Annotated in this window: 17 protein-coding genes, 3 tRNA genes and 1 pseudogene; 6 read left to right on the top strand and 15 right to left on the bottom strand. The window is 64.7% G+C overall.

Annotated elements, in window-relative coordinates:
* Positions 1-27 precede the first annotated feature (27 nt).
* The 7 genes and pseudogenes from NH396_RS16530 to NH396_RS16500 form a co-directional block, all read right to left on the bottom strand.
* Positions 28-507, bottom strand: coding sequence for an aminoacyl-tRNA deacylase (locus NH396_RS16530; protein WP_176678115.1), 480 nt, complete (start codon positions 505-507; stop codon positions 28-30).
* A gap of 86 nt (positions 508-593) precedes the next feature.
* Positions 594-992, bottom strand: a pseudogene (locus tag NH396_RS16525) (thioesterase family protein); the annotation flags it as partial.
* A 46-nt stretch (positions 993-1,038) separates the two neighbouring features.
* Positions 1,039-1,860 (bottom strand): hypothetical protein, encoded by an 822-nt coding sequence (locus NH396_RS16520; protein ID WP_176678113.1) that lies wholly within the window; start codon positions 1,858-1,860, stop codon positions 1,039-1,041.
* A complete protein-coding gene (locus NH396_RS16515; RefSeq protein WP_253064975.1) occupies positions 1,857-2,879 on the bottom strand; it encodes a zinc-binding dehydrogenase in 1,023 nt (340 codons plus the stop codon). Before NH396_RS16515 ends, NH396_RS16520 begins: the two co-directional genes overlap by 4 nt.
* 215 nt (positions 2,880-3,094) lie before the next feature.
* Positions 3,095-4,636, bottom strand: coding sequence for an amino acid carrier protein (locus NH396_RS16510; protein WP_176678112.1), 1,542 nt, complete (start codon positions 4,634-4,636; stop codon positions 3,095-3,097).
* 80 nt (positions 4,637-4,716) lie between these two features.
* On the bottom strand, positions 4,717-5,154 hold the full coding sequence (locus NH396_RS16505; protein ID WP_131432807.1) for a universal stress protein: 438 nt from the start codon (positions 5,152-5,154) through the stop codon (positions 4,717-4,719).
* 572 nt (positions 5,155-5,726) lie between these two features.
* Positions 5,727-6,152, bottom strand: a complete 426-nt coding sequence (locus NH396_RS16500; protein ID WP_176678111.1) for a hypothetical protein — start codon at positions 6,150-6,152, stop codon at positions 5,727-5,729.
* A 120-nt stretch (positions 6,153-6,272) separates the two neighbouring features.
* Here NH396_RS16500 and NH396_RS16495 point away from each other — a divergent pair, with 120 nt between their 5' ends.
* The gene (locus tag NH396_RS16495) at positions 6,273-7,427 is read left to right on the top strand and encodes a PatB family C-S lyase (RefSeq protein ID WP_176678110.1); all 1,155 of its coding nucleotides are present in this window, start codon (positions 6,273-6,275) and stop codon (positions 7,425-7,427) included.
* Between the two features lie 642 nt (positions 7,428-8,069).
* Here NH396_RS16495 and NH396_RS16490 read toward each other — a convergent pair.
* The 5 genes from NH396_RS16490 to NH396_RS16470 all read right to left on the bottom strand — a co-directional run bounded on the left by NH396_RS16490 (position 8,070) and on the right by NH396_RS16470 (position 10,134).
* Positions 8,070-9,035 carry a tetratricopeptide repeat protein gene (locus NH396_RS16490; RefSeq protein WP_176678109.1) on the bottom strand — a complete coding sequence of 322 codons (966 nt, stop codon included), beginning with the start codon at positions 9,033-9,035 and terminating at the stop codon, positions 8,070-8,072.
* Positions 9,036-9,169: 134 nt separating this feature from the next.
* On the bottom strand, positions 9,170-9,649 hold the full coding sequence (locus tag NH396_RS16485) for an EVE domain-containing protein (RefSeq protein WP_176678108.1): 480 nt from the start codon (positions 9,647-9,649) through the stop codon (positions 9,170-9,172).
* A gap of 158 nt (positions 9,650-9,807) precedes the next feature.
* Positions 9,808-9,884 (bottom strand) — tRNA-Met (locus tag NH396_RS16480).
* Positions 9,885-9,927: 43 nt separating this feature from the next.
* Positions 9,928-10,004, bottom strand: a tRNA-Met gene (locus NH396_RS16475).
* Positions 10,005-10,057: 53 nt separating this feature from the next.
* Positions 10,058-10,134, bottom strand: a tRNA-Met gene (locus NH396_RS16470).
* Positions 10,135-10,503: 369 nt separating this feature from the next.
* Between NH396_RS16470 and phbB the strand changes: the two genes are divergently transcribed.
* Positions 10,504-11,250 carry an acetoacetyl-CoA reductase gene (gene phbB / locus NH396_RS16465; protein ID WP_176678107.1) on the top strand — a complete coding sequence of 249 codons (747 nt, stop codon included), beginning with the start codon at positions 10,504-10,506 and terminating at the stop codon, positions 11,248-11,250.
* A gap of 150 nt (positions 11,251-11,400) precedes the next feature.
* Here phbB and NH396_RS16460 read toward each other — a convergent pair whose 3' ends face one another.
* Entirely contained in the window at positions 11,401-14,253 is a 2,853-nt protein-coding gene (locus NH396_RS16460; RefSeq protein WP_176678106.1) for a DUF349 domain-containing protein, read from the bottom strand.
* A gap of 526 nt (positions 14,254-14,779) precedes the next feature.
* On the opposite strand from NH396_RS16460, the gene minC reads away from it, so the two are divergent.
* From minC to sbcB, 4 genes are all read left to right on the top strand, one after another.
* On the top strand, positions 14,780-15,538 hold the full coding sequence (gene minC, locus NH396_RS16455) for a septum site-determining protein MinC (RefSeq protein WP_176678105.1): 759 nt from the start codon (positions 14,780-14,782) through the stop codon (positions 15,536-15,538).
* A gap of 97 nt (positions 15,539-15,635) precedes the next feature.
* Positions 15,636-16,454, top strand: a complete 819-nt coding sequence (minD, locus tag NH396_RS16450) for a septum site-determining protein MinD (protein ID WP_054557277.1) — start codon at positions 15,636-15,638, stop codon at positions 16,452-16,454.
* Positions 16,451-16,711, top strand: a complete 261-nt coding sequence (gene minE / locus NH396_RS16445) for a cell division topological specificity factor MinE (protein WP_043336475.1) — start codon at positions 16,451-16,453, stop codon at positions 16,709-16,711. Before minD ends, minE begins: the two co-directional genes overlap by 4 nt.
* 166 nt (positions 16,712-16,877) lie before the next feature.
* Positions 16,878-18,353 carry an exodeoxyribonuclease I gene (sbcB, locus tag NH396_RS16440; RefSeq protein ID WP_176678103.1) on the top strand — a complete coding sequence of 492 codons (1,476 nt, stop codon included), beginning with the start codon at positions 16,878-16,880 and terminating at the stop codon, positions 18,351-18,353.
* 164 nt (positions 18,354-18,517) lie between these two features.
* Here the strand turns inward: sbcB and NH396_RS16435 are convergent, their stop codons facing one another.
* A complete protein-coding gene (locus NH396_RS16435) occupies positions 18,518-21,502 on the bottom strand; it encodes an insulinase family protein (RefSeq protein ID WP_253064973.1) in 2,985 nt (994 codons plus the stop codon).
* Positions 21,503-21,642: 140 nt separating this feature from the next.
* Positions 21,643-22,353, bottom strand: coding sequence for an SOS response-associated peptidase family protein (locus tag NH396_RS16430; RefSeq protein WP_253064971.1), 711 nt, complete (start codon positions 22,351-22,353; stop codon positions 21,643-21,645).
* Positions 22,354-22,618: the final 265 nt, after the last annotated feature.

Below are 22,618 nucleotides of genomic sequence, written 5' to 3'. Positions count from 1 at the left end.
CGTCATGGTGTGCCACGCCCGTGGCCATCAGTCGTTACGAGCCAGCGGGGCGAACTGGCCATTGCCCAGCTCACACAGTAACGCGGGGGCGAGCGCTATCTCCAGTCCACGGCGACCGCCGCTGATGAAGATTTCCGCCTGTGTCGCGGCGCTGTCATCGACCCACAGTGGCAGGCGCTTCTTCTGCCCCAGCGGACTGATGCCGCCGACCACATAGCCGGTGGCACGTTCGGCGGCATCATGCGCGGCCAGTGCCGCCTTGCGTGCCCCGCAGGCGCGTGCCAGTGCCTTGAGGTCGAGCGTGCCGCTGACCGGCACCACGGCAACCACCAGCGGCTGACGTGCGTTGCCGCCTTCCAGCTGGCAGACGAGGGTCTTGAAGACCTGGGCGGGATCAAGCCCCAGCGTGTGGGCAGCCTCTTCCCCGTAGGCAGGGGCTCGCGGGTCGTGGGTATATTCGAGTGTGCGGTGTGGCTTGCCCTTGAGCAGCTTGAGCGCGGGTGTCATGCCGGCACGCTCCCCTCTGAGGTGGCGCTGTGCGTGCCGAGTGCCCGGGCGGCTTTGCGCAGGGCCGGGACATCCAGTTCGGCGCTGTCGGTGTGCTCGTGCACATGGCTGGCCAGGGTCGCGCGCAGCTCGCCCTCGATGGGCAGCGATTGCTTGGCATGATGATCGAACTGCACCAGCACGCAGTGGCCGCGCGCGCCGCAGACGCCGCTTTGCCACGCTTCCTGGGTCACGGTGAAGGAGCTGCCGCCGAGGCGCGACAGCCAGGTGCGAATCTCCACCGGCTGGCCATATTGCAGCTCGGCGAGGAAGTCGACCTCGATGCGCGCCATGATCAGCGGCCACTTGCGCGGATCGAGGTCCGGCACGAAGACGCGGAACAGGTCATTGCGCGCCCACTCGAACCAGGCCGGCAGGCGCGTATTGTTGATGTGCCCGAGGGCATCGGTGTCGAAGAAGGCCGGTTCCAGTGTCTTGAAGTACATGCGTCGCTCCTGGGCATCCATGCGGCATTTCAGCCTATCAGGAAGCTCAGGCGCTGGCTGTACGTCGTGAGGCTAGTCGACGTTGCAACGGCGTGAACACGCCCAGCCACGCCGTCGCCACGATGAAACCGAGCAGGGTGCCCAGGCCGACCCCCATGCCGGGGTAGCTGAGCGAGACCACCAGCGCGTAGCACAATAGTGAGCCGAGGCCGGCCGGGTAGTGCTTGATGACGGTCGCGACGGCTACCGGCCCCTGGGTGAGATGCAGAATCACCAGCAGCGGGTACATGGTGACCGGGAAGGCCGCCACCAGGCCTGCCCAGGAGGGCGGCAGCAGGTGGGCCAGCGCGGTGATGCCGAACACGATGCCGGCGGCCAGTCCGGCGCGCGCCAGCAGCGAGACCCAGGAGAAGGGTGACTTGCGCGCCGTGCTTTCCGGTACGCCGCGATAGAGGCGCATGCACAGCACGATGGCGATCAGCGTCACGATCACGCCGCTGACGCGTGTGAACTCGAACTGCGCCAGTGCCAGACTGGCGATCAGCCAGACCAGCAGGCCGCCCAGGGTGCCGTTGATGACGCCGCGCAGCCCTTGGGCACGCCCGCATAGCCAGTAACCGACCCCCAGCGCCAGCGTCGAGGAGAAGCCGGCCAGGGTATAGACGGCGCTCTGGCCGGCAAACTCGGGGGAAATCTCCACGCCGATGAAGCCCAGCGTGATGGCCGTACCCAGCGGGTAGCCGGACAGCAGCCCGGCCATGCGCGTCGAGAGGCGCTCCGCGATCAGTGACAGCCCGATCACCACCGCCACCGAGATCAGCAGCTTGAGCAGTTGCAGGCCCAGCTCACCCTGAAGTGCTGCGCTCATTGGGCGGCGTCCCAGAACTGACGGCGCACCAGCGAGATCTTGCCCACTGCCTTGCCGGAGGCCTGATGACGATGGGCCTCGGCGACCTCGCTGAAGTCGAACTGACGCTCATCGAGGCGCACCTTGAATTCGCCTTCCTCGACCAGCTCCACCAGCTTGCCCAGCGCCTGGCGCTGCTGTTCATGTCCGATGCCAGCGGTCAGCGGCAGCAGGATCGACAGCACTTCCAGGCTGCGGCTGCCGGCGTGCAGCGGCGAGAGATCCACCGTGGTGCGCGCGTTGATGGTCACGATGCGCCCGCCCAGCTTGCTGGCGGCGAAGCTGGCGGCCAGGTTGTCGCCGCCGACGCAATCGAAGACCAGGTCGAAGCCCTCGCCACCCGTCAGCCGGGCCACGTAATCGGCCACGGCTTCCTCGCGGTAGCGGATGACGTGGTCCGCGCCGCAGTCGCGTGCCGCCCGGGCCTTGTCATCGCTGGACACCGTGGTCGCGACTTCCGCGCCGATGCAACGGGCGATCTGCAATGCCACATGGCCGACGCCACCGGCGCCGCCGTGGACCAGCACGCGTTGTCCCGCTTCCAGCCGGCCACGCTCCACCAGTGCCTGCCAGGCGGTGATGAACACTGCCGGCAACGCGGCGGCTTCCATGAAGCTCAGGCGGCGCGGCTTGCGGGTGATCAGGCGTTCATCGGCGAGCATGTATTCCGCCAGCGCACCCGGATGAGCGGCGACACCGCCGGCAAAGCCGAGCACCTCGTCGCCGGGCGAGAAGGCCAGCACGTCATCGCCGACGGCATCGATCACACCGGCCAAGTCGCCGTGCAGCACACAGGGCGCTGGCGGCAGGAGAGGCACCTGACCGCTGGCCAGCTTGAGATCCAGTGGATTGACGCTGGAGGCAGCGACACGAATGCGCACCTGGCCGGGGCCGGGAGTGGGCAGCGGGCATTCGGTCGCCACGAAGTCGGCATCCGGGCCGGGATTGCGCAGCACCATGGCATGCATGGAAGCGAGCATGAGACGTCCTCGTTGATACGGGTTCCGGCCAGTGTGGCCAGTGAGCGCCACACCCTACCCATTGCGCTGCGTTGCGGCAATCCGACTTGGGTGGTTTCAGCCGTCCAATGCACGGAATTGCATGATCGACAACGAAAAAGCCCCTGCCGATGGGCAGGGGCCTGGGGTGATGCGGCGGCTGACGGTGTGTCAGGCCCGCCTGGGCGTGATGGGGATCACGCGTTCTGGCGCTTGGCTTTCTTGTCGACCGGTGCGATCTCGCCGGACTTCAGTTTGGCGATGTACTGGGCCAGCTCACGCTTCACGACCGGCATCAGATAGTAGAGGCCGATGATGTTGGCGATGGACATGGCGAAGATCATGGCGTCGGAGAAGTCGATGACCGGGCCGAGGCTCATGGAGGCACCGATGACCACGAAGGCGAGGAAGATCAGCTTGTAGACGATCTCGGAGCCCTTGCTCTCACCGAACAGGTAGGTCCAGGCCTTCAGGCCGTAGTAGGACCAGGACAGCATGGTGGAGAAGGCGAACATCAACACGGCCAGGGCCAGCACATACGGGAACCACGGGAAGGCGGTCTCGAAGGCGTAGGACGTCAGCTGGACGCCGCCGAGGCCTTCGACCTGGTAGGCGCCGGTGATGACGATGACCAGCGCGGTCATGGTGCAGATGACGACGGTATCGATGAACGGCTCGAGCAGGGCGACGATCCCTTCGGTCGCCGGCTGGGAAGTCTTGACGGCAGAGTGGGCGATGGCCGCGGAGCCGATACCGGCTTCATTGGAGAAGGCAGCACGCTTGAAGCCCTGGATCAATACGCCGACGATACCGCCGCCGACCGCGACCGGTGCGAAGGCACCTTCGATGATGGCGCCGAAGGCAGCCGGAATCGCGCTGAAGTTGAAGCCGAGGATGATGATCGCCGCGATCACGTAGATGACAGCCATCATCGGCACCAGTTTCTCGGTGACACGTGCGATGGACTTGATGCCGCCGATGATGACCATGCCGACGATGGCAGCCATCACCAGACCGAACAGCCAGCCGTAGCCGACCAGGAAGCTGGCATCACCGCCGGTGACGTTGACGGCCTGCTGATAGGACTGGTTGGCCTGGAACATGTTGCCGCCGCCGATGGAGCCGCCGATGGCGCAGATGGCGAAGAACACCGCGAGTACCTTGCCCAGCCCCGCCTTGCCATTTTCCGCGAAGCCCTTGGACAGGTAGTACATCGGGCCGCCGGAGATGGAGCCATCCGCGTTGACGTTGCGGTACTTCACGCCAAGCGTACATTCACAGAACTTGGAGGCCATGCCGAGCAGACCGGCCAGAATCATCCAGAAGGTCGCGCCCGGTCCGCCCAGCGAGACGGCGACCGCGACACCGGCGATGTTGCCCAGGCCAACCGTGCCTGACAGCGCCGTGGCCAGTGCCTGGAAGTGGGATACCTCGCCTTCATCCTTCGGGTCGGTGTAGTCACCCTTGACCAGACGCACGGCATGGCCGAACAGGCGGAACTGCACGAAGCCGAAATAGAGCGTGAAGACGACCGCCGCGATGATCAGCCAGCCGACGATCAGCGGGAACTGGGTACCGGCCACCGGTACGGAATAGAAGATGGTCGAGACGATCGGGTTGACGATCGGTCCGACGATGTCACTGATGGCCTGGTCCATGCCTTCGGCACGGGCAGAGCTTGAGGCCATGAGGACTGCCATGGCGGCAGCCCAGGGGGCCAGGGAGCGGAATCGACTCATGAGAGGTAACCTCGAAAAGCGAATTGTCGTTATTGTCGGGTACAAATCTCTGCAGGCGGCGGGTGCGGGAGGCGCCTGTCTCAGGGAACGATGGTGACGGGCACCGAGGCCTCTTGAATCAGATGGGCAGTGACGCTGCCGAAGATGCGTGAGCGGACGCTTTCCCCCTTGCGGCCGACGATGATCTGCTCGGCATTCACCTCACGCGCCAGCAGGCTGAGAATCTCGGCGGCATCGCCGTGGCGGACACGCCCCTCGACCTGATAGCCCTCCTTTTCCAGCTCGCTGATGGCGGGCGTCAGTACTCGTTCGCGGGCCAGCTTGATCTCGTTCTCGCGGCGGCTGGCACGCTGGGCGTTCTCCTCCGGCGTGTTGAAGCTGTAGGGCGACCATTCGACCACGTAGCAGAGAATGATCCTGGTTTCCGCGCCCACCAGAGAGGCGACGCGTTTGGCATAGGCAATGGCACTGTCGCCGCCCGGGGTTCCATCCAGTCCGACAATCAGGGAGGTGGTCATGGAGCTTCTCCTGAAGCTTGCTGGTCGTCGTGTCGCGCCAGCGGATTCTTGTTGAATTACCGTTTCGTTGCGGTTGAAAGAACTTTACTCCTCGCTCACACAAGAAATCCCATCGGGTGTATCGCTTCACAAAACGATGATTAAACGAAATGGCGTCAGTTACGCGTTGACGAGGCTCAGGTTTCCGCAACGCGACTAGTCGGTGGTGACAATATTCGTTGAGAAAACTGCTACCCATGGCTGCCAGCAATGCCGAGAGGGGGACGAGCTGTCCTTTGAGGGCACCATCAGAATCGCCATCAGTGGCAGGGAGGAGCGGGAGTGAAGAGGATGTGACCAGGGAGTGACGCAGGGGCAAGGAGTAGGAGCCGCAAGGAGAAGGAGTTGCAAGGAGAGTGCGGGCAGAGATAGAGCTCAGCGGACAGGAACGGGCGGGAGCGGACAAGGATATAGAGCGGACAAGAGAGGGTCAGCAGGGAGGGAAATACGAGGAGGGGGGGAAGGAAGGAGGGCCGAGAGAAACGCAGCGCTGCTCACCAACAGCGCTGCGAGCGTTCGACAATCGAGCGCGGCTAGATCAGCCGCTGGTGCGTCAGGTCTTGCCAGGCGGCTTCGATGGGCCAGGCCAGCGGCTGACGCAGGTGTTCCGGCAGCGCCATCAGGGCGGCCGCGGGACTGTCGTGTTCGCGCATGCGCAACCAGCAGTAGGCCCAGGCGCAGGCATCATCCGGCCCCTGCGGCACCGGGCGTGCCGGCATCTGCATCAACAGGAACAGCGCTGCCTTGGGCGCCCACAGCGGCGCACCGCCTTGGGCGGCCCACTGTTCCAGTGTTTCGCCATCGGGATTGCTGGCGGGTTGGCCAAGACTCGCGACGCGCGCGGTATCAGCCAGCAGCACGGCGAGGCGCTCGCTGTCGCCACGGCCATGGGTCAGCCAGGCGTGCAACAGACCGGGCAGCCCGCGCTGGGCCTGTGGGTAAAAGGTGTCTTCAGACATGCACAAAGCCTTATGCTGTAGTTGGTCCACAGGTATTCTTCTCGCCGCCAGAAGGCGGTGTGAGGCGAGCGCACTGCTCGCGTTGCCTGCCAAATTTGCCCGCCACAGGGAGACTCCATCTTGCCATTCGATTTCATCACCCCGCTCGATCGACGCCAGTACCCTTCCCAGAAGTGGGATCGCTACGCCTCGGACGTCATGCCCCTCTGGATTGCCGACATGGACTTCAGCGCCCCGCCCGCCGTGACACGAGCGCTGGCCGAGCGAGTGGCGCATCCGGTCTACGGCTATGCCAAGCCGTCGGAGAGCCTCGATGACAGCCTGTGTGACTGGAGTCGCGAGCATTATGGCTGGGAGGTGCCGCGTGATGCCATCGTCTGGCTGCCGGGCGTGGTGCCGGCCTTGCACCTGGCCAGCCTGGCGTTGACCTCTCCCGGCGCGGGCGTGGTCACGACGACCCCGATCTACCCGCCCTTCCTCAAGGTGGCACAGAAGACCGGGCGACTGGCGCAGATGGCGCCGCTGGCAGAGCCCGAGACGCAAGGCGGCCCCTGGCGTCTGGACCTGGAGGCCCTGGAGGCGGCCATCACACCCGAGACCGAGCTGCTGCTATGGTGCCACCCGCACAATCCTACCGGCCGCGTCTGGTGCGAGGAAGAGCTCGAGGCGCTGGCGGAGCTGGTCGAGCGTCACGATCTGCTGGTGGTCTCCGATGAGCTGCATGCGGATCTGGTGGTGGACCCGACGGCCCGCCATATCCCGCTGGCCAGCCTGAACGAGCGACTGGCGGCACGCTGCGTGACCCTATGGGCGCCCTCCAAGACCTTCAATACCGCCGGGCTTACGTTCGCCTGCGCGGTGATCACCGATCCCGGGCTGCGTGCACGCTTCACCGGCGCCGCCAATGGCTTGATGCCCGATACCAATGTGCTGGGCATGGCCGCGACCGAAGCGGCGTGGCGCGAGGGTGAGCCGTGGCGTCAGGAGTTGCTGGGCGTGCTGCGTGACAACCTCGATCTGCTGGAAAGCCATGTGGCACGCTGGGACGGCGTCAGCATGTCGCGCCCGCAGGCCACCTATCTGGCCTGGTTGGATATGCGCAAGGCAGGGCTCGGGGAGTCTCCGCAGCAGACGCTGCTCGAGGAGTGTGATGTCGCGCTGTCGGATGGCGCAGACTTCGGTTGGCCGGGCTTCGTTCGCCTGAACTACGCCACCACGCGCGTCCAGCTGGAGCAGGCGCTGCAGCAGATGGATGAGCGCCTGCAGAAAGGTTGAAGTTGGCGAAGGGATCGAGGGGGCGAGCGAAGCGGCCAGGAAGGGGAGTCGACAGAGCCGGAGTTGATCTGGGTCAGTCTGCGGCGTTTCGTTGGCAGCTATCGCTCAACGCAAACTTGAATTGAGAATCATTATCGTCAACTCTGAGGGCAGGCCACTCATCGGGAGGGGCTTGTCATCAGGAGATGCGACGATGAGACATGAGGTGGCAGAGACGCCGCGACAGGGGTGGCCAGCAAGCAGGGATGCAGGCGTGACGGCCTGTCGTGAATGGTGTTGTCAGGGCGGGAGCCTGCGGCTGGCGCGTTCATCGCCGCCATCTTCACGCTGCCGTGCATCCGCGGCGTCATCTGCCACCCCATCTGCGCCAGACGCCGTGAAGTCTGCGGGCCAGGAACTGGAGGTGGACTTTCCGCCCAGTGTGCGCGAATCGCGTGCTCGCCCCTCGCTTCTCAAGGGCTGGAGCCGTCGTTAGTCCTTGAGTCGGCGCGACGGCGGGCCCTCAATGACAAGGCCCCGCTTCCTTGACCGGAGGCGGGGCCTTGTCGTCTGCGTGATGTGTTCAGCTCATTAGCCCGATCAGAAGTACAATCAGCGCATCAGCACGATCAGTACATCAGCACGATCAGTACATCAGCACAATCAATACATCAGAGCGAACAGTTGGCGACGGAAGCGCACCGTCAGCTCATGGGTCGCCCCAAGGGCGTCGAAGACGCGCAGCAGCGTCTTGCGTGCCAGATCATCGCCGTACTGGCGGTCAGTCTTCACCAGGCTGATCAGGGTATCCAGCGCCAGCTCGTAGTGGCCATCCGCCAGATCGCGCATGGCGCGCTGGTAGCGGGCTTCGCTGTCGTCCCGCTCGATCATCGCCTGCACCTCTTCGGGAGACGGTGCCTCGGCGGTGAAGTCGATGCGTGCGCGTACGCCTCGCGCCTGGGCACCGTCACGGTCTTCCGGCTTGAGGGAATCCAGCAGCTGACGGGCCTCTTCACCATTGCCTTCGGCGACCAGTACCGAGGCGAGGTGGATGCGGTATTCCGGTGTCTCGGGGGATTCCTGCGCCAGTTGCTGATACAGCGCCTTGGCGGTGACGAGATCGCCGCTTTCCAGCGCAGTGGCCGCCTGCTCCGTGAGGCTGGGTCCTGCGCCGGCCGCCGGCTGGACCTTGTGCTGCTCGAGGAACTGGCGAATCTCGGCTTCCGGGCGTGCGCCGGTGAAATTGCCTGCCAGACCGCCCTGGATGACCAGCTTGACATCCGGCACCGAGCGCACGCCCAGCTGGGCGGCGATGTCCTGCTGCTCCTCGGCGTTCAGCTTGGCCAGGATGAAGCCACCCGCATATTCACGTGCCAGCTTCTCGAGAATCGGTGTCAGGACGAGACAATGCTCGCTCTGCGGCGACCAGCAATCCAGCAGTACCGGCACTTGCTGTGAGGCTTCCAGCACCTGCTGAAGATTGCTCATGTCCACATCGATGATGTAGGTGTTGGCGTCTTCTGCCTGGCGCGGCGCACTGGCGGCACCGCCGCCGACCACCCCTTGTGGCTGGGCGGCGGTGGTGTCATTGCCGGTCAGTGGCTGGCCGGTATTGGGATCGATGATCATGGTGCATGCCCCGAAATTCTGTCTGCGATTCAAGGCTCGCGCGCGAGCCGGTTGGCCTGATGATGCGGCCCGTCGCAGTGGAGTTCAAGGCGCTGCCGGTCACTTCCTCGCGCGAGCGCCCCGGGCGCGTCGGTTCACGGCAGCAGGGTGTCGTCGGCCAGGCTGGCGATGCAGGCGGCTTCGCTCTCGCTGAGCGGCATCACGGACAGGCGTGCGCGGCGCACCAGGTGGCTGTCCGCCAGCTCGGGCCGGGCCTTCAGGCGCGCGATGGGCAGGGAGGTGCGCAGCGGGCGAAGGTAGCTCAGGCGCGGGGCGACCCAGCGCGGAGGCTTGTCGGCATCGATATCCGCCACCTGACGTGGGTCGAAGCCCTTGTGCTCGGGGTCACTGGCCGTCGGGTCGGGCAGGGCGAGTTCGCTGACGACGGCCAGGCCGACCACCGCAGGTATCTTGCAGCTGGAGTGCTGGATGAGCACGACATCACCGAGCTGCATCTCACGCAGGAAGTTGCGCGCCTGATAGTTGCGCACGCCATCCCAGAGCGCCGGTGATTCGCGGCGCAGGTCATCCAGCGAGAAGGCATCGGGTTCGGTCTTGACCAGCCAGTGGCGCATGCAGGCACTCCCTTGGGACTGACGCGATGAGTGTGAAGGTGATGGGCGTTGAGAAAGGGGTAAGCGAGGTCCGGGCGCTGGCCTCAGCGATATCCTCGCACAGGAATGTCACGCATACGAAAAAGGCCTGATGCATGGCATCAGGCCTTTCGAATTCTTGGTAGCGGGGACCGGATTTGAACCGATGACCTTCGGGTTATGAGCCCGACGAGCTACCAGACTGCTCCACCCCGCAATACTGGTTACTGCCTTTGCTCCAACTCTGACGCATCAGAGGTTGGTAGCGGGAACCGGATTTGAACCGATGACCTTCGGGTTATGAGCCCGACGAGCTACCAGACTGCTCCATCCCGCAACATCACGTTGGTGTCTGACCGGGAATTACCTTGATAGGCAACGACTTGTCAGTGGTAGCGGGGACCGGATTTGAACCGATGACCTTCGGGTTATGAGCCCGACGAGCTACCAGACTGCTCCACCCCGCATCAACGTGGGGCGTAGTATAAGGATATACAGTGCTGCGTCAACCGTTATCCCGTAATTGACGCAAACATCTCGTGTCCGGTGAGTCGTCACCAACCCATCTACGCATCTCGAGCGATTATCGACATCTTGTGTGAGAGATCTGCTACATACATTCCCTCTGCATCCTGTCCATACTGAGGAGGACGCGTCTCGCACAGGCGGATGGCAGGCGTCACAGAGTGCACGATTGTCATCAGGCTGTTAGAGATACGGGTCATTGTTGTCGTTGCAGGCATTCTCGTTTTCTCAGGGCGGGGTGTCCGCAGATTCGCCAAGCTGTGCCCAAGCCAAGGACACAGGACGTTCCAGGATTAGGGAGACGCAATAAGATGACACAGACAGCACCCGTCGCATGGGTTACCGGTGGTACCGGTGGCATTGGTTCCGCTATCTGCCGCGAGCTGGCGAACCAGGGGTATCAGGTAATTGCGGGTTACAGGAACAAGGAAAAGGCAGAGGGGTGGCTGTCGGAACAGCGTGCTGCCGGGTACGAGAACATCGCACTGTCCGGTATCGAGCTGGACAACTTCGAAGCCTGTCAGGCAGGCGTCAACGAAATCCGTGAGCGCTTCGGCCCGATCGCGGTACTGGTCAACTGCGCCGGTATCACGCGTGATACCTCCATGCGCAAGATGAGCTATGAGCAGTGGCGCGAAGTCATCAACTGCAACCTCGACAGCGTCTTCAACACCTGCCGTGCCGTCATCAATGACATGCTGGAGCACAAGTACGGCCGCATCGTGAACATCTCCTCCATCAATGGCCGCAAGGGGCAGTTCGGGCAGGTCAACTACTCGGCTGCCAAGGCGGGCATGCATGGCCTGACCATGGCCCTGGCGCAGGAAACCGCGACCAAGGGCATCACCGTCAACACCCTGTCGCCGGGCTATATCGCCACCGACATGATCATGAAGATCCCCGAAGAGATCCGTGAATCGATCCGCGAGACCATCCCGGTCAAGCGCTACGGCCAGCCGGATGAGATCGCACGCGCGGTCGCCTTCCTGGCCGACGAGAAATCCGGCTTCATCACCGGTGCCAACCTGGACATCAATGGCGGCCAGTTCATGGGCTGATGCTCTGCGCTGGAGTGAGCCAGTGCAGGGTTGGCACCCGGCCCCTCTGGCAAGAGAATGAAAAAGCCCCCGTCTCTCTCGAGGCGGGGGCTTTTCGTTGCCATGACTTCAGTCTTGCGAGCGCGTCGTCACCAGCTCAAGAGCACTGACTCAGTGATTGAACAGCGCATCGAAGCGCGGCAGTTCGGTCTGCCAGGCGTCCCAGTCCAGCGGACCGTTGGCGAGCAGCGCATCCAGCACCTCATCCAGCTCTTCTTCACGCTCCATGCGCTCACCCAGCTGCTGGTTGATGCGCGCGACCTGCACGGTCAGGCGGCGTGACTCATCTTCGCTGCCCAGCGGGGCCTCGAACAGAATGGCCAGGTGGACACGCAGCTCGGCCAGGCGCTCGTTGGCGGCGCTGCAGTTGCTCGGCAGGGCCTGACGCATCTGGTTGCGCGCCGCATTGGCCTGACGGCTGTTGTCGTCGAAGGCCGAGGTGCTCGGCAGCGCGACATCCTGCACGTCGCCGTTGCGCGCGCTGGCATCCGCCACGGCGTGCTGTTCGAGCAGGTCACGCCATTGCTGCCATTCCTCGCGCAATTGCAGGGCGTGCAGTTCGTCCAGACGCTGCTCGCGACGCTTGAGAATGCCGGTCCAGCGACGACGCATGCCGTCACCCCGCTTGCCGCGCGGCAGCGGGCCGAGGGTGTCGGCTTCCTTCAAGGCGTCATCGAGCAGGGCGGCGTCTTCCAGCGTCTCCGGCTCCCAGCTGTCGAGGCGCTCGATCAACGCCTGCCACTGATCCAGGCGTGCCTGCTCGCGGCTGTCGCGGTCTTCGCGGTCCTGATCGCGCGCGGCGAAGATGCGGTCGCACGCCGCGCGGAAGGCGGCCCATAGGCGTTGTTCTTCGCCCTTGGGCGCGCGGCCCATCTCGCGCCAGCGACTCTGCAGGGCCTTGGCCTGTTCGGCGCGGGCGCGTGCCGGCGAGTCCTCATTGGCCAGCGCCTCGACGGCGTCGACCAGTACCTGCTTGGCGGCGGCGATCTGACCCGCGCGGCTGTCGATCAGCGCCTGCAGTGCCGTCAGCGCCTCACCGAAGCGGTGCGACAGCTGGCGACCGGGGCCTGCGGGCACCGGTGTGTGGCGACGCCATTCCTCACGGGCGCGATCGCGGATCTGGCGCAGGGAGTCGGGGTCGGCATCGTCCATGGCGTGACCGTTGAGCGATTCAAGCTGCTCGCAGAGCGCTTGGCGCATGGCCAGATTGTGTTCACGCAGCTGCTTGCGCGATTCGCGGTAATCCCGCAGACGCAGCTTGATGGCGTCAGAGGCGGTGCGGAACGCCTGGCTGGCATCGCGGCTGGCGGCCGCATCGCCCAGCTCGCGCCATTGCTGAATCAGCTGCTGGTGCTGGCGGTCGCGCTGCTCATCGCTGATGTCATCGCGCTCGCTCAGGGTGGTGATGGCCTCGAGCAGCTGCTCGCGCTTGGGCGCCGCGACGAAGTTCTGCCAGTCACGGAGTTCCGCGACACGCGCGCCCAGCTGGCGCAGGCGAGTCTGGCGGGCATTGTCGAGCTGGCCTTCGGTACGATCGCGCAGTGAGCGATGCAGACGACTGGCTGGCTTGAGCTTGCCGGCATCGAGATCCGCTTCCAGGCGTGCCAGTTCGGCGTCCAGTGCGTCCAGGTCCAGGCTCGCCTTGCGCGCAGTGCCGTCGCCCTCGCGGGAGGCGTCAGCTGACTCTGTGTCTTGTGCAGGGCTTTCATCGACCGCGTCCTGCTCTTGCGCTGCCTCCGTCGGCTCTTCCGGCTGTGCCGCGCTGATCGCCTGACGCACCGCGCTCAGGCTGGCGGTCTGCGGCAGACCCGCAGGCCAGGCCACCTCGCTTTCCAGACGACGCAGCTGGTCGATGTCATTGTCGATCAGCGCGGCATCCAGCTCGCCCTGGCACAGCTGATGGCGATGCCAGGCATCGAGGGCATCCTGCAGCTGCTGTTGCAGGCGCTGCTGACGTTCGAGCAGTTCGGCCGGGGCCGAGAACTGGTCGGTCAGCTCGCGCCAGCGCTCTCCTTGCAGGCGGCGTTGGGCCTGAAGGCTGGCGAAGTCGTGATCATTGACGCAGTCGCGGCTGTAGAGGTCTTCCCGCGCCTGATCCACGGCGCTGAGAATCTCTTCCAGGTGCGTATTGAGGTTGGCGCTCAGACGCTCATGGGCGCGAATGGCTTCCTCGCGGGCCTCATGGTCGCTGATGACCTTGTGCGCCTGCTGGCGTGCCTCTTCGAAGCGCTGCTGGATGTCGTAGTCCGCGGCCGGCAGACGCTCCCACTCGCGCAGCAGCGAGCGGTAACGCGAGGGCACGCTGTCTTCCCATGCCTGACGCGGCAGCTTTTCCATCTGGCGCAGCAGGTTGTCGCGGCTGGCGGCCAGCGCATCGGCCTGCTGGGCATCGGCACGACGCTGAGCGAGGATGTCGCGCGCCTGACGCTGCACGTGACGATCACGCTTGGCATCACGCACCAGACGCTCGAGACCGGCCTGGCTGGTGATGCGGGCGGCAGCGGCATGACGCACGGCAGCGATGGTGTTGTGGCAGGCCTGGTGGATCAGCGCCTCTTCATCTTCCAGACGGCTCAGTGCGGTCAGACGCAGTTGCTGGTTGTCGCCGCGGGCCGCCACGGCGGACAGCAGCTCGCTATCGTCCAGGCGTGCGACCAGTTGTTCACGGCTCAACAGTGAGGGCGCATCCTGGCCGCCGCTCAACAGTTCGATCAGGCGCTCGCGTACCAGGCCATCGGCGCGGTCGAGCAGCGGCAGCAGACGCTCGGGAGATTGCATGCGCGTCAGGGCGGCATGGCGCACCTCCAAGGCGTCATCTTCGAGGATCAGGGTCTCCAGGATATTGCGCTGGTCTGGAATCTCCGGATCAAGCTGGTCAGTGGCAGCGGAGCGAATGGCAGGGTTGGCGTGTTGCCAGCGAGGAGTGAACAGGCGGCCAGTGAGGCGGGAGAGCAGTCCGGTCATGAGAGAGCGGTTATCCAGGCAAAAAATAGAGGGGCGCAACAATTGGCCGCACACTCGGCGGGTGCAATCGGGTGGGCACGGCGGAGTGGGCGGAGTGACGGCGCATGAATTTCGTCACCCCGCTATCTTACCAGTCACAGCCCCCCGTTGTGTGGTATCGCATGTCGATCGATGTGTCTTATTGCACGCACGCGGCGGCGTGCAGGGCAACCGGCGGCGGGTGACAGGTCGGCAAGGGAGCCACGTCGTAGGCTCGCGACACCTGACAGTGCCTGCTGCTGGCCGTATCATCAGTTGCAGCACTGTGTCCGCTCACATAGTTTTGTACGTTACCGCTATGCCATTCAGTGTCTGTCATTCATGCTCGGCGCCTCTCAAGCAGTCGCTGTGCCGTGTGCGACGGCGAGCTATGTTATTCAGGTGGCCTTACCAATCGAGGGTCGCCTTGAGGATGCCGTGAACAGCACGTGCATCATCGAGAGTGTCGGAGGGCTTCGACACTTCTTTACGCAACCGGAGTCAGGTCATGAGTCTCAGTACGGACAGGGCCCCTCAGGCCTTCACCTTCAAGGGCGGCATGCTGCCGATGACGGTCATGGAGCTGGTCAGCGGTGATCCGGAGCAGATCCGTGCTCAGCTGGCCAGCAAGCTCAGCCAGTCGCCGGCCTTCTTTCAACATACGCCGGTGGTGCTGAGCGTCGAGAAGCTCGACGAGCCGCATCTGGCGCTGGAGCGCATCTGTGCCGTCTGCCGAGGACACAAGCTGCTGCCGGTCGCGGTGCGTGGTGGTGGAGACCCGGTGCGTCAGTCCGCCTGGGCACTGGGACTGGGGTGGTTCCCGCCGCAGGAGAATCGCGGACGCTCCCTCGAGTCTGTGCCGCCGGTGGCCGCTGAGCCGGTCGCCGAACCTGCCGAGACAGTCACGGACAGCGCGGCCGAGAAAGCGGAGCCGGCCCACGCCAGCAAGGTGTATCGGGGGACGGTGCGTTCGGGCCAGCAGGTCAGCGCACCGGAGGGCGATCTGGTCATCATCGGCGCGGTGAATGCCGGCGCCGAGATCCTGGCCGCTGGCAGTGTGCATATCTATGGCGCTCTGCGTGGCCGCGCGCTGGCGGGTATCCATGGCGATCGCAACGCCAGCATCTACTGCAGGGAACTGCACGCCGAGTTGCTCTCGGTGGCCGGAACCTACAAGCGACTCGATGACATCGACAATCGCCTGCTGGGTGCCAATGTCGAAGTCGTGCTTGAACATGACCAACTCTGTATCGCACGACTCGGCTGATCCCAGCACTGTGTTCAGAACGATATCCAATACTTAGATATCCAATACTTACCGGTGATCCTCGCTCGGCGAGGGACTCTCAGCAAGGAAGACAGCTTTGGCCAAGATTATCGTAGTGACGTCAGGCAAGGGCGGCGTCGGCAAGACGACCAGCGCCGCCGCCATTGCCACCGGACTGGCTTTGCGCGGCAACAAGACCGTAGTGATCGATTTCGATGTGGGCCTGCGTAACCTGGACCTGATCATGGGCTGCGAGCGCCGTGTGGTCTACGACCTGGTCAACGTCATCCAGGGCGAAGCCAATCTCAAGCAGGCCCTGATCCGCGACAAGCGCATCGACAACCTGCACATCCTTCCGGCCTCCCAGACCCGTGACAAGGACGCGCTGACGCTGGAAGGCGTCGAGAAGGTGCTCGACGCGCTGCGCGAGGAGTTCGATTACGTCATCTGTGACTCGCCGGCCGGTATCGAGCGCGGTGCCCAGCTGGCGATGTACTTCGCTGACGAGGCCGTGGTGGTGACCAACCCGGAAGTCAGCTCGGTACGTGACTCCGACCGCATTATCGGCCTGCTGTCTTCCAAGACGCGTCGCGCCGAGAATGGCGACACCCCGGTGCGTGAACACCTGCTGATCACCCGTTACCATCCGGCGCGCGTCACCGGCGGAGACATGCTCAACCTGACCGATATCCAGGAAATCCTGTCGATTCCGCTGATCGGCCTGATTCCGGAATCCGACGCCGTGCTGCGCGCGTCCAACCAGGGTGTGCCGGTCACGCATGACCAGAAGAGCGATGCCGGCCAGGCGTACGTGGATTGCGTGTCCCGCCTGTTGGGCGAGGAAGTGCAGCTGCGTTTCCATGAAGTCGAGAAGCGCGGCCTGCTGGCCAGAATGTTTGGAGGGGGGCGCAAGTGAAATTACTGGATTTTCTGAAGCGAGAGCGCAAGAAGACCGCCAATGTCGCGAAGGAGCGGCTGCAGATCATCGTCGCGCACCAGCGTAGCCAGCGTGACCAGCCGGATTACATGCCGATGCTGGAGCGTGAGCTGCTCGAGGTGATTCGCAAGTATGTGCAGGTCGACCAGGATGCCATCAACATCTCGCTGGACCGCGAAGACGACTGCTCGGTGCTGGAGCTCAACGTCACTCTGCCGCGCCCCGGCGAGGCCTGAGTTCGCGGGGCGTCGGGTGCTTGTCACCTGAGGCGTTGCCGAGCGGGCATCCCCTGCGACGTCCCGAGCCAGCCAATGCCCATTGCCTGCCAGAGCACCGTGCCAGCCTTGCTGGAGACGGTGCTCTGGCACGTTCATTTTTCGACCGCCCGCGTGGAGACATCCTGTGGCAGAGCCCACCTTCCTGTGGCACGACTACGAGACCTTCGGCGCCGACCCGCGCCGTGACCGTCCTTCGCAGTTCGCGGCCATCCGTACCGATGCTGACTTCAACGAGATCGGCGAGCCGCTGACCCTCTATTGCAAGCCGGCCGATGACTTCCTGCCCCAGCCGATGGCGTGCCTGATCACCGGCATCACCCCGCAGCAGGCCGAGCGCCGCGGCATCCCCGAGGCCGAGTTCGCCGGACGCATCAATGACGAGATGAGCGTGCCGGGGACCTGCACGCTGGGCTACAACAGCCTGCGCTTCGATGATGAAGTCAGCCGTCATCTGTTCTACCGCAACTTCCTCGACCCCTACGGGCGTGAGTGGCAGAACGGCAATTCGCGCTGGGACCTGATCGATGTCGTGCGCGCCTTCCACGCCCTGCGCCCGGAAGGCATCGAATGGCCCAGGCGAGAAGATGGTGCGCCCAGCTTCCGCCTGGAGCACCTGACGGCGGCCAATGGCATCGAACACGCCGGCGCGCATGACGCGCTGGTGGATGTGCGCGCCACCATCGCGCTGGCACGCCTGCTCAAGTCGCGCAATGCGCGACTGTTCGATTACCTGCTCAAGCTGCGCAACAAGCGCCATGTCGCCAGCCTGCTGGATATCGGCGCACGCAAGCCGATGCTGCACATCTCGCGTCGCTATCCGGCCTCGCGGGCCTGCGGCGCGCTGGTGGTGCCGCTGGCGGAGCATCCTTCGAATGCCAATGGCGTGATCGTCTATGACCTCTCGGTCGACCCGGCACCGTTGATGGAACTGTCACCGGAAGAGATACGTGCCCGTGTCTTCGCCAGTGCCGATGACCTCGCGGAAGGCGAGGAGCGGATTCCGCTCAAGGTCATCCATCTCAACAAGAGTCCGGTGCTGCTGCCGGCCAATGCGCTCAAGGATGTGTCCGGGCCGCATGAGGGCGAGTACGGCGAGATCGCCGCGCGCTTCAAGATCGACCCGGCCCAGTGTCGCGTGCACTGGAAGTGGCTGAAGGACAACGCCGGTGTCGGCGTGAAGGTGGCGCAGGTATTCGCCGAGGCGCCGCCGGCCGGCCCGGCTGATCCGGACCTGATGCTCTATTCCGGTGGCTTCTTCTCGCCCGCGGACCGCAAGGAGATGGAGCGGGTACGTGCCACCCATCCCGAGGCGCTCGACGATACGCCGTTCGCCTTCCAGGATGGACGGCTCGAGGAGATGCTGTTCCGCTATCGTGCGCGCAGCTACGGCTACACGCTCAACTCCGCCGAGCGCGAACGCTGGGAGCAGTGGCGCTGGGAGCGCATGAACGATGAGCAGGTCGCGAGCCTGACCGTGAAGGGCTTCGTCAGCGAGATCCAGCGTCTGGCCCAGAGCGAACAGGACCCGGACCGCGTGCAGATTCTCGAAGAACTGGCGATGTACGTGGAAGGCATCATGCCGCCGCAGGCCTTCGGCTGATGACGGGCTAGCCGGCCTGCAGTACTTGCCGGCAAGGCATGAATGAACAAGACCCCGACGCGGTTATTGAACTGCACCGCGTCGGGGTCTTGTCGTTTCAGGCGCCCGTCCGGTGAGGGCCGGCGCCTTGTTTGCCCGCCAAGCCGCTGGCGGGCCGGCGAGACTCAATGCTGAGCATTGCCGCTGGCCTCGGCAGAGGGTGCCGCCAGGGTCGCGCCTGTCTCGGCGCGCGGCGCCTCGGGCAGCGGCGGCAGGTCCAGTTCCGTGAGGCGCTGGTCGAAGTCGCTGGGCGTGCCGGGGTCGAAGGCCAGTTCCAGCGCGCTGGAGTCATTCAGCTGCTGCCAGATGGCGCGGATATCCTGCGCGCTGACCTGTTCGACGGCCGCGACCAGTTGCTGGCGGCGGTCAAAGCCTGTCCAGCCGAAGCTCAGCTCGCTCCAGTTGCGCGCTGCCAGCTCGGACAGCTTGCGGGGCTTCTGGGTCAGGCTGTCGACGACGGCGTCGCGGTAGCTGGCAAGCGCCGCCTCATCCAGTGACTGCACGCGGCTGTCGAAGCGGGTGAGGAAGGCATCCATGCGCGAAAACAGCGTCTTGCTGTCCTTGGACGGCGACTGCACCAGCAGGCTCAGCCCCGGCGCATCGAGCATGGGCGAATAGCGTGCGGAGACGATATAGCCGAGTTGCTCCTCGGTGCGCAGCTGGCTGTAGAAGGGCGCTTCAAGCAGCTGGCCCAGCACCGCGATGCGGGCCTGGGACTGCAGCGTACGGTCCTTGCCCTGCAGGTAGCGCAGGGCGCCGGCATCGCCGCGTGTGCTGTCCGGACGCAGTACCGTGTGGTGGGTGACCTGACGCACTTCCAGGTCTGGCACCGCCTTGCGAGTGATACGCGGCGCCAGCCCGTTGATCACCAGCTGGCCGGTCTCGCGGGCCTGGTCGGCGGTCAGGTTGCCGGTCACCATCGCCTGCACGTGCAGCTTGGCAAGGAAGCGCTTGCGGAAGCTGTCCAGTGACTGGGCGTCGATCTTGTCCAGGGCCGCCAGTTGTTGCTCGGCGCTGCTCGGCAGACCGACCAGCGTTTCACTGAGGCTGCGGCCCAGGCGCGTGTAGAGCGGTGCCTGAACGCGGTTCTGCAGGCTGCGACGCAGGCGTTGAGTGATGCGCTCCAGCGTGGCGGGGGCCATCTCGCCATTCACCAGCTGGTCGAGCACTTCGCGCATTTCCGGCTGCTGACCATCACGCCAGCCACTGAACTGCAGCGTGATGCCACGCCCATGGGCATAGACCAGCGCATCCTGCCCGGCCAGACGTGCCGGATACAGACGCGCGTTGAGGCTGTCATTCAGCCACGCCGCCAGTACCTGACTCATGGCCTGGTCATCCACCGAGCGATTGACGTCGGGATTGAGCAGACCGAAGCGCCATTCGGCCTTCGGCACGCCGAAGCTTGCGTCGCCCTGATACCAGAGCTCGGCACCGGGCTCATCGATCAGCTGGCTCGGCTTGGCGTCGGCCAGGTCGAGTACGCGGAAGTCCTTGGCCAGATAGGGATTTGGCCCGGGCAGCGCCAGCTGACTGGCCAGGGTGTCGTCGCCGGCTGTCTGAGCAGCGGTATCCGCCGTCAGGCGCGTCAGGGTGTAGGGCGCCTTGAACCACTCGCCCTGTTTGTCACCCTCCACCTGCGGGCCGGAGTAGACCTCCAGCAGGTTGTCGGGTGTCAGGCGAGCGAGGGTGTCCTTGATCAGGTCCGGGTCGAAGTCCTGCATCAGGTAGGGCGCCGCCAGCACGTCCTCGACCGGGTAGCGCGTCATCATCATCGCCAGATTGCTGGCCAGATTGACCGGCGAGCTGCGCTGCTGGAAGCGGAAGCTCTGCTCACCCAGCTGTGCCTGTTCGGTATAGCGCCAGTCGTTGATGCCCTCAGCGCGGATCAGGGCCAGATAGTCGAACAGCGCGGCGCGGATTTCCGCCTGATGCTGCGCGCCTTCCGGGGTCAGGCTGATGTCGACGCTGAGCAGGGCATGCTCGCCATCACTGAGGCCACCGCCGGCCGAGAGGCCATCTGCCCAGCCCTTGTCCTTGAGCACTGCCAGTAGACTGCCTTCGCCTTCGTGACCGATCAGGTTGGCCAGGTAGCTGACCGGCTGTGAGCGGTAGTGGGCGATCGGGTCGTCGATGGGGAACATGAACGACAGCTTGCGCTCCTGCTTGAGTGCCTTGACCTCAAGGCGTGCCGGCAGATCGTCACCGCTGGCCAGGGGCGTGGTGATCTCGGGACGCGACAACCCACGATCTGGCACATCACTGAAGTTGTCACGGGCCAGTTGCTCGAGCGTTTCCAGCGACTGCGGCCCGACCAGTGACAGGCGCATCACGTTGGCGCCGTAGTGAGACTGATAGAAATCGACCAGACGCTGGCGCAGGCTACCGGCCTCGGTGTCCTTGAGGGTCTCGAGACTGCCGACGCTGAAGCGGTTGAAGGGGTGTTCCGGATTGAGGGCCGCTTCGACAGCCTCGTAGATGCGCCGGCCATCGTCCTGCAGGCGCGCCTGATACTCGGAATTGACCGCATGGCGCTCGCGATCCACGTAGTCGGCGTTGAACTGTGGTGCGACGAAGAAGCGCGCAAAGCGCGGCAGCGCTTCATCGAAGGCGTCCGGGTCGATGTCGAAGAAGTAGTTGGTGTCCTGGCTGGCGGTGAAGGCGTTGTGCTGGCCGCCATGCTTGGTGATGAAGTCTTGGTAGGCGTCCGGCTTCGGGTAGCGATCGGTGCCGAGGAACAGCATGTGCTCCAGGAAATGCGCCAACCCCGGAACATCGTCGGGGTCCTGGGCGCTGCCGACTTCGACATCGACGGCGGCGGCGGCCTTGTCGGCCTTGGCATCACTGACCAGCAGGACCTTGAGGCCGTTGTCGAGGGTCAGGCTGCGATAGAGTCGCTGGTCGTTCTCGCTCTTGATGACCGGACTGGCCTGCTCGGCCCTGGCAGGGTCCGTGCTTGAGGCGGAGTTGGCGGCCGGCGCGAGTGACGATGCGGGCGCAGAAGCCGGGCGGGTATCGGCATGGCTGGTGGCCGGTGCCAGACCACCCATGACGATGGCGGCAATGGCCGTGCTCAGTGCAAGCGGACGAAATCCTGAAGGCAGTGACATCTTCTCTCCTGATTCATGCCACCGCTGCTCGGGCAGGTGGTGCTGACTCGGTGATGGTTCTCATTGGGCGAACATGCGCGCGAGGCGGTAGAACGATGCAGTGCCGCCATCCTCGATACGTGCCGTCGGCGCAGGCGGATTCAGGTCAGCATCGGGCCGGTGGGGTGGGCGACGCTCCACTCCTGATGCTCGGGGTCGTTGACGAGCCGTGCGACCGGGAAGGCGGCCAGGCTGGCGTTCGGCGTCAGCATGCTGCGTACCGTCTCCAGCGGCGTCTCGGCATTCAGCCAGTCGCGTACCTGATGCGGCGCGATCACGGCGGGCATGCGATCGGTCAGGCGTGACGTGACCCCGGCGCACTCGACACTGATCAGCGCGAAGCTGTCGCGACCCTCGGGGGGGAGCCCCTCCATCAGGGGAGCGCTGAAGTGGCGCGTCCAGAGGGCGGCCAGCAAAAGCGGAGCGCGGGTCGGGTGCGTGACCAGAAACGGCTGCTTCATGCGCGGTTGTTCCTTCCACACATAGACACCGCCGACGGGGATCAGTGCCCGTTGGCTGATGAACGACTCGCGGAACATGTGTCGCGTTTCCAGCGACTCTGCACGCGCCACGTGTGGGGCGCGGTCCATGATCTCCAGCCAGCTGGGTGTCAGGCCCCAGAGTGCCGGCACCAGCCGCAGGCTGGGGCCTTCCAGGCGCAGCATCGAGGCGGGCATGCGCGGGGCGCGATTGGCACTGACCAGCAGTTCGCTGCGCAACTGGCGTTCGAGCGCGGGAGTCGCCAGCGACCCGAACAGTTCGTCGGGGGGCAGGTCAGCGGGGTAGGGGGGGATATACAGACGACCGGCCACGGGAATCCTTTGAGGCGATGAGGCGAAGGGAACATGCAGCGGCAGCTGCTGCCTGAGATGGGGTGTGGATCGCGCTGCACGCCACGGATGCCAGCATGCCACACCTTGGTGATGCTTGCGTTTGTGCTCAGTCTCGATATGCTGGACGGAAACACTGTTCGATTCAATGACCGATACGGGGTGCTCCAAGAGATGCCCGCCAGGCGTCGCAACCCTTTGCCCACCCGTGCTGTCCGAACACACACCGCGTCAGACTCGCTACGCG

This window comes from Cobetia sp. Dlab-2-AX (genome assembly GCF_024124625.1).
Classification (GTDB): Bacteria; Pseudomonadota; Gammaproteobacteria; order Pseudomonadales; family Halomonadaceae; genus Cobetia.
Note: the sequence above shows the minus strand (reverse complement) of the source record. Positions and strands in the feature narration are given on the sequence as shown.

Excerpts from the sequence above, each read along its gene's own strand:
- NH396_RS16530 (WP_176678115.1), bottom strand. The coding sequence starts at position 507 with ATGACACCCGCGCTCAAGCTGCTCAAGGGCAAGCCACACCGCACACTC.
- NH396_RS16520 (WP_176678113.1), bottom strand. The coding sequence starts at position 1,860 with ATGAGCGCAGCACTTCAGGGTGAGCTGGGCCTGCAACTGCTCAAGCTG.
- NH396_RS16515 (WP_253064975.1), bottom strand. The coding sequence starts at position 2,879 with ATGCTCGCTTCCATGCATGCCATGGTGCTGCGCAATCCCGGCCCGGAT.
- NH396_RS16510 (WP_176678112.1), bottom strand. The coding sequence starts at position 4,636 with ATGAGTCGATTCCGCTCCCTGGCCCCCTGGGCTGCCGCCATGGCAGTC.
- NH396_RS16505 (WP_131432807.1), bottom strand. The coding sequence starts at position 5,154 with ATGACCACCTCCCTGATTGTCGGACTGGATGGAACCCCGGGCGGCGAC.
- NH396_RS16500 (WP_176678111.1), bottom strand. The coding sequence starts at position 6,152 with ATGTCTGAAGACACCTTTTACCCACAGGCCCAGCGCGGGCTGCCCGGT.
- NH396_RS16490 (WP_176678109.1), bottom strand. The coding sequence starts at position 9,035 with ATGATCATCGATCCCAATACCGGCCAGCCACTGACCGGCAATGACACC.
- NH396_RS16485 (WP_176678108.1), bottom strand. The coding sequence starts at position 9,649 with ATGCGCCACTGGCTGGTCAAGACCGAACCCGATGCCTTCTCGCTGGAT.
- phbB (WP_176678107.1), top strand. The coding sequence starts at position 10,504 with ATGACACAGACAGCACCCGTCGCATGGGTTACCGGTGGTACCGGTGGC.
- NH396_RS16460 (WP_176678106.1), bottom strand. The coding sequence starts at position 14,253 with ATGACCGGACTGCTCTCCCGCCTCACTGGCCGCCTGTTCACTCCTCGC.
- minC (WP_176678105.1), top strand. The coding sequence starts at position 14,780 with ATGAGTCTCAGTACGGACAGGGCCCCTCAGGCCTTCACCTTCAAGGGC.
- NH396_RS16435 (WP_253064973.1), bottom strand. The coding sequence starts at position 21,502 with ATGTCACTGCCTTCAGGATTTCGTCCGCTTGCACTGAGCACGGCCATT.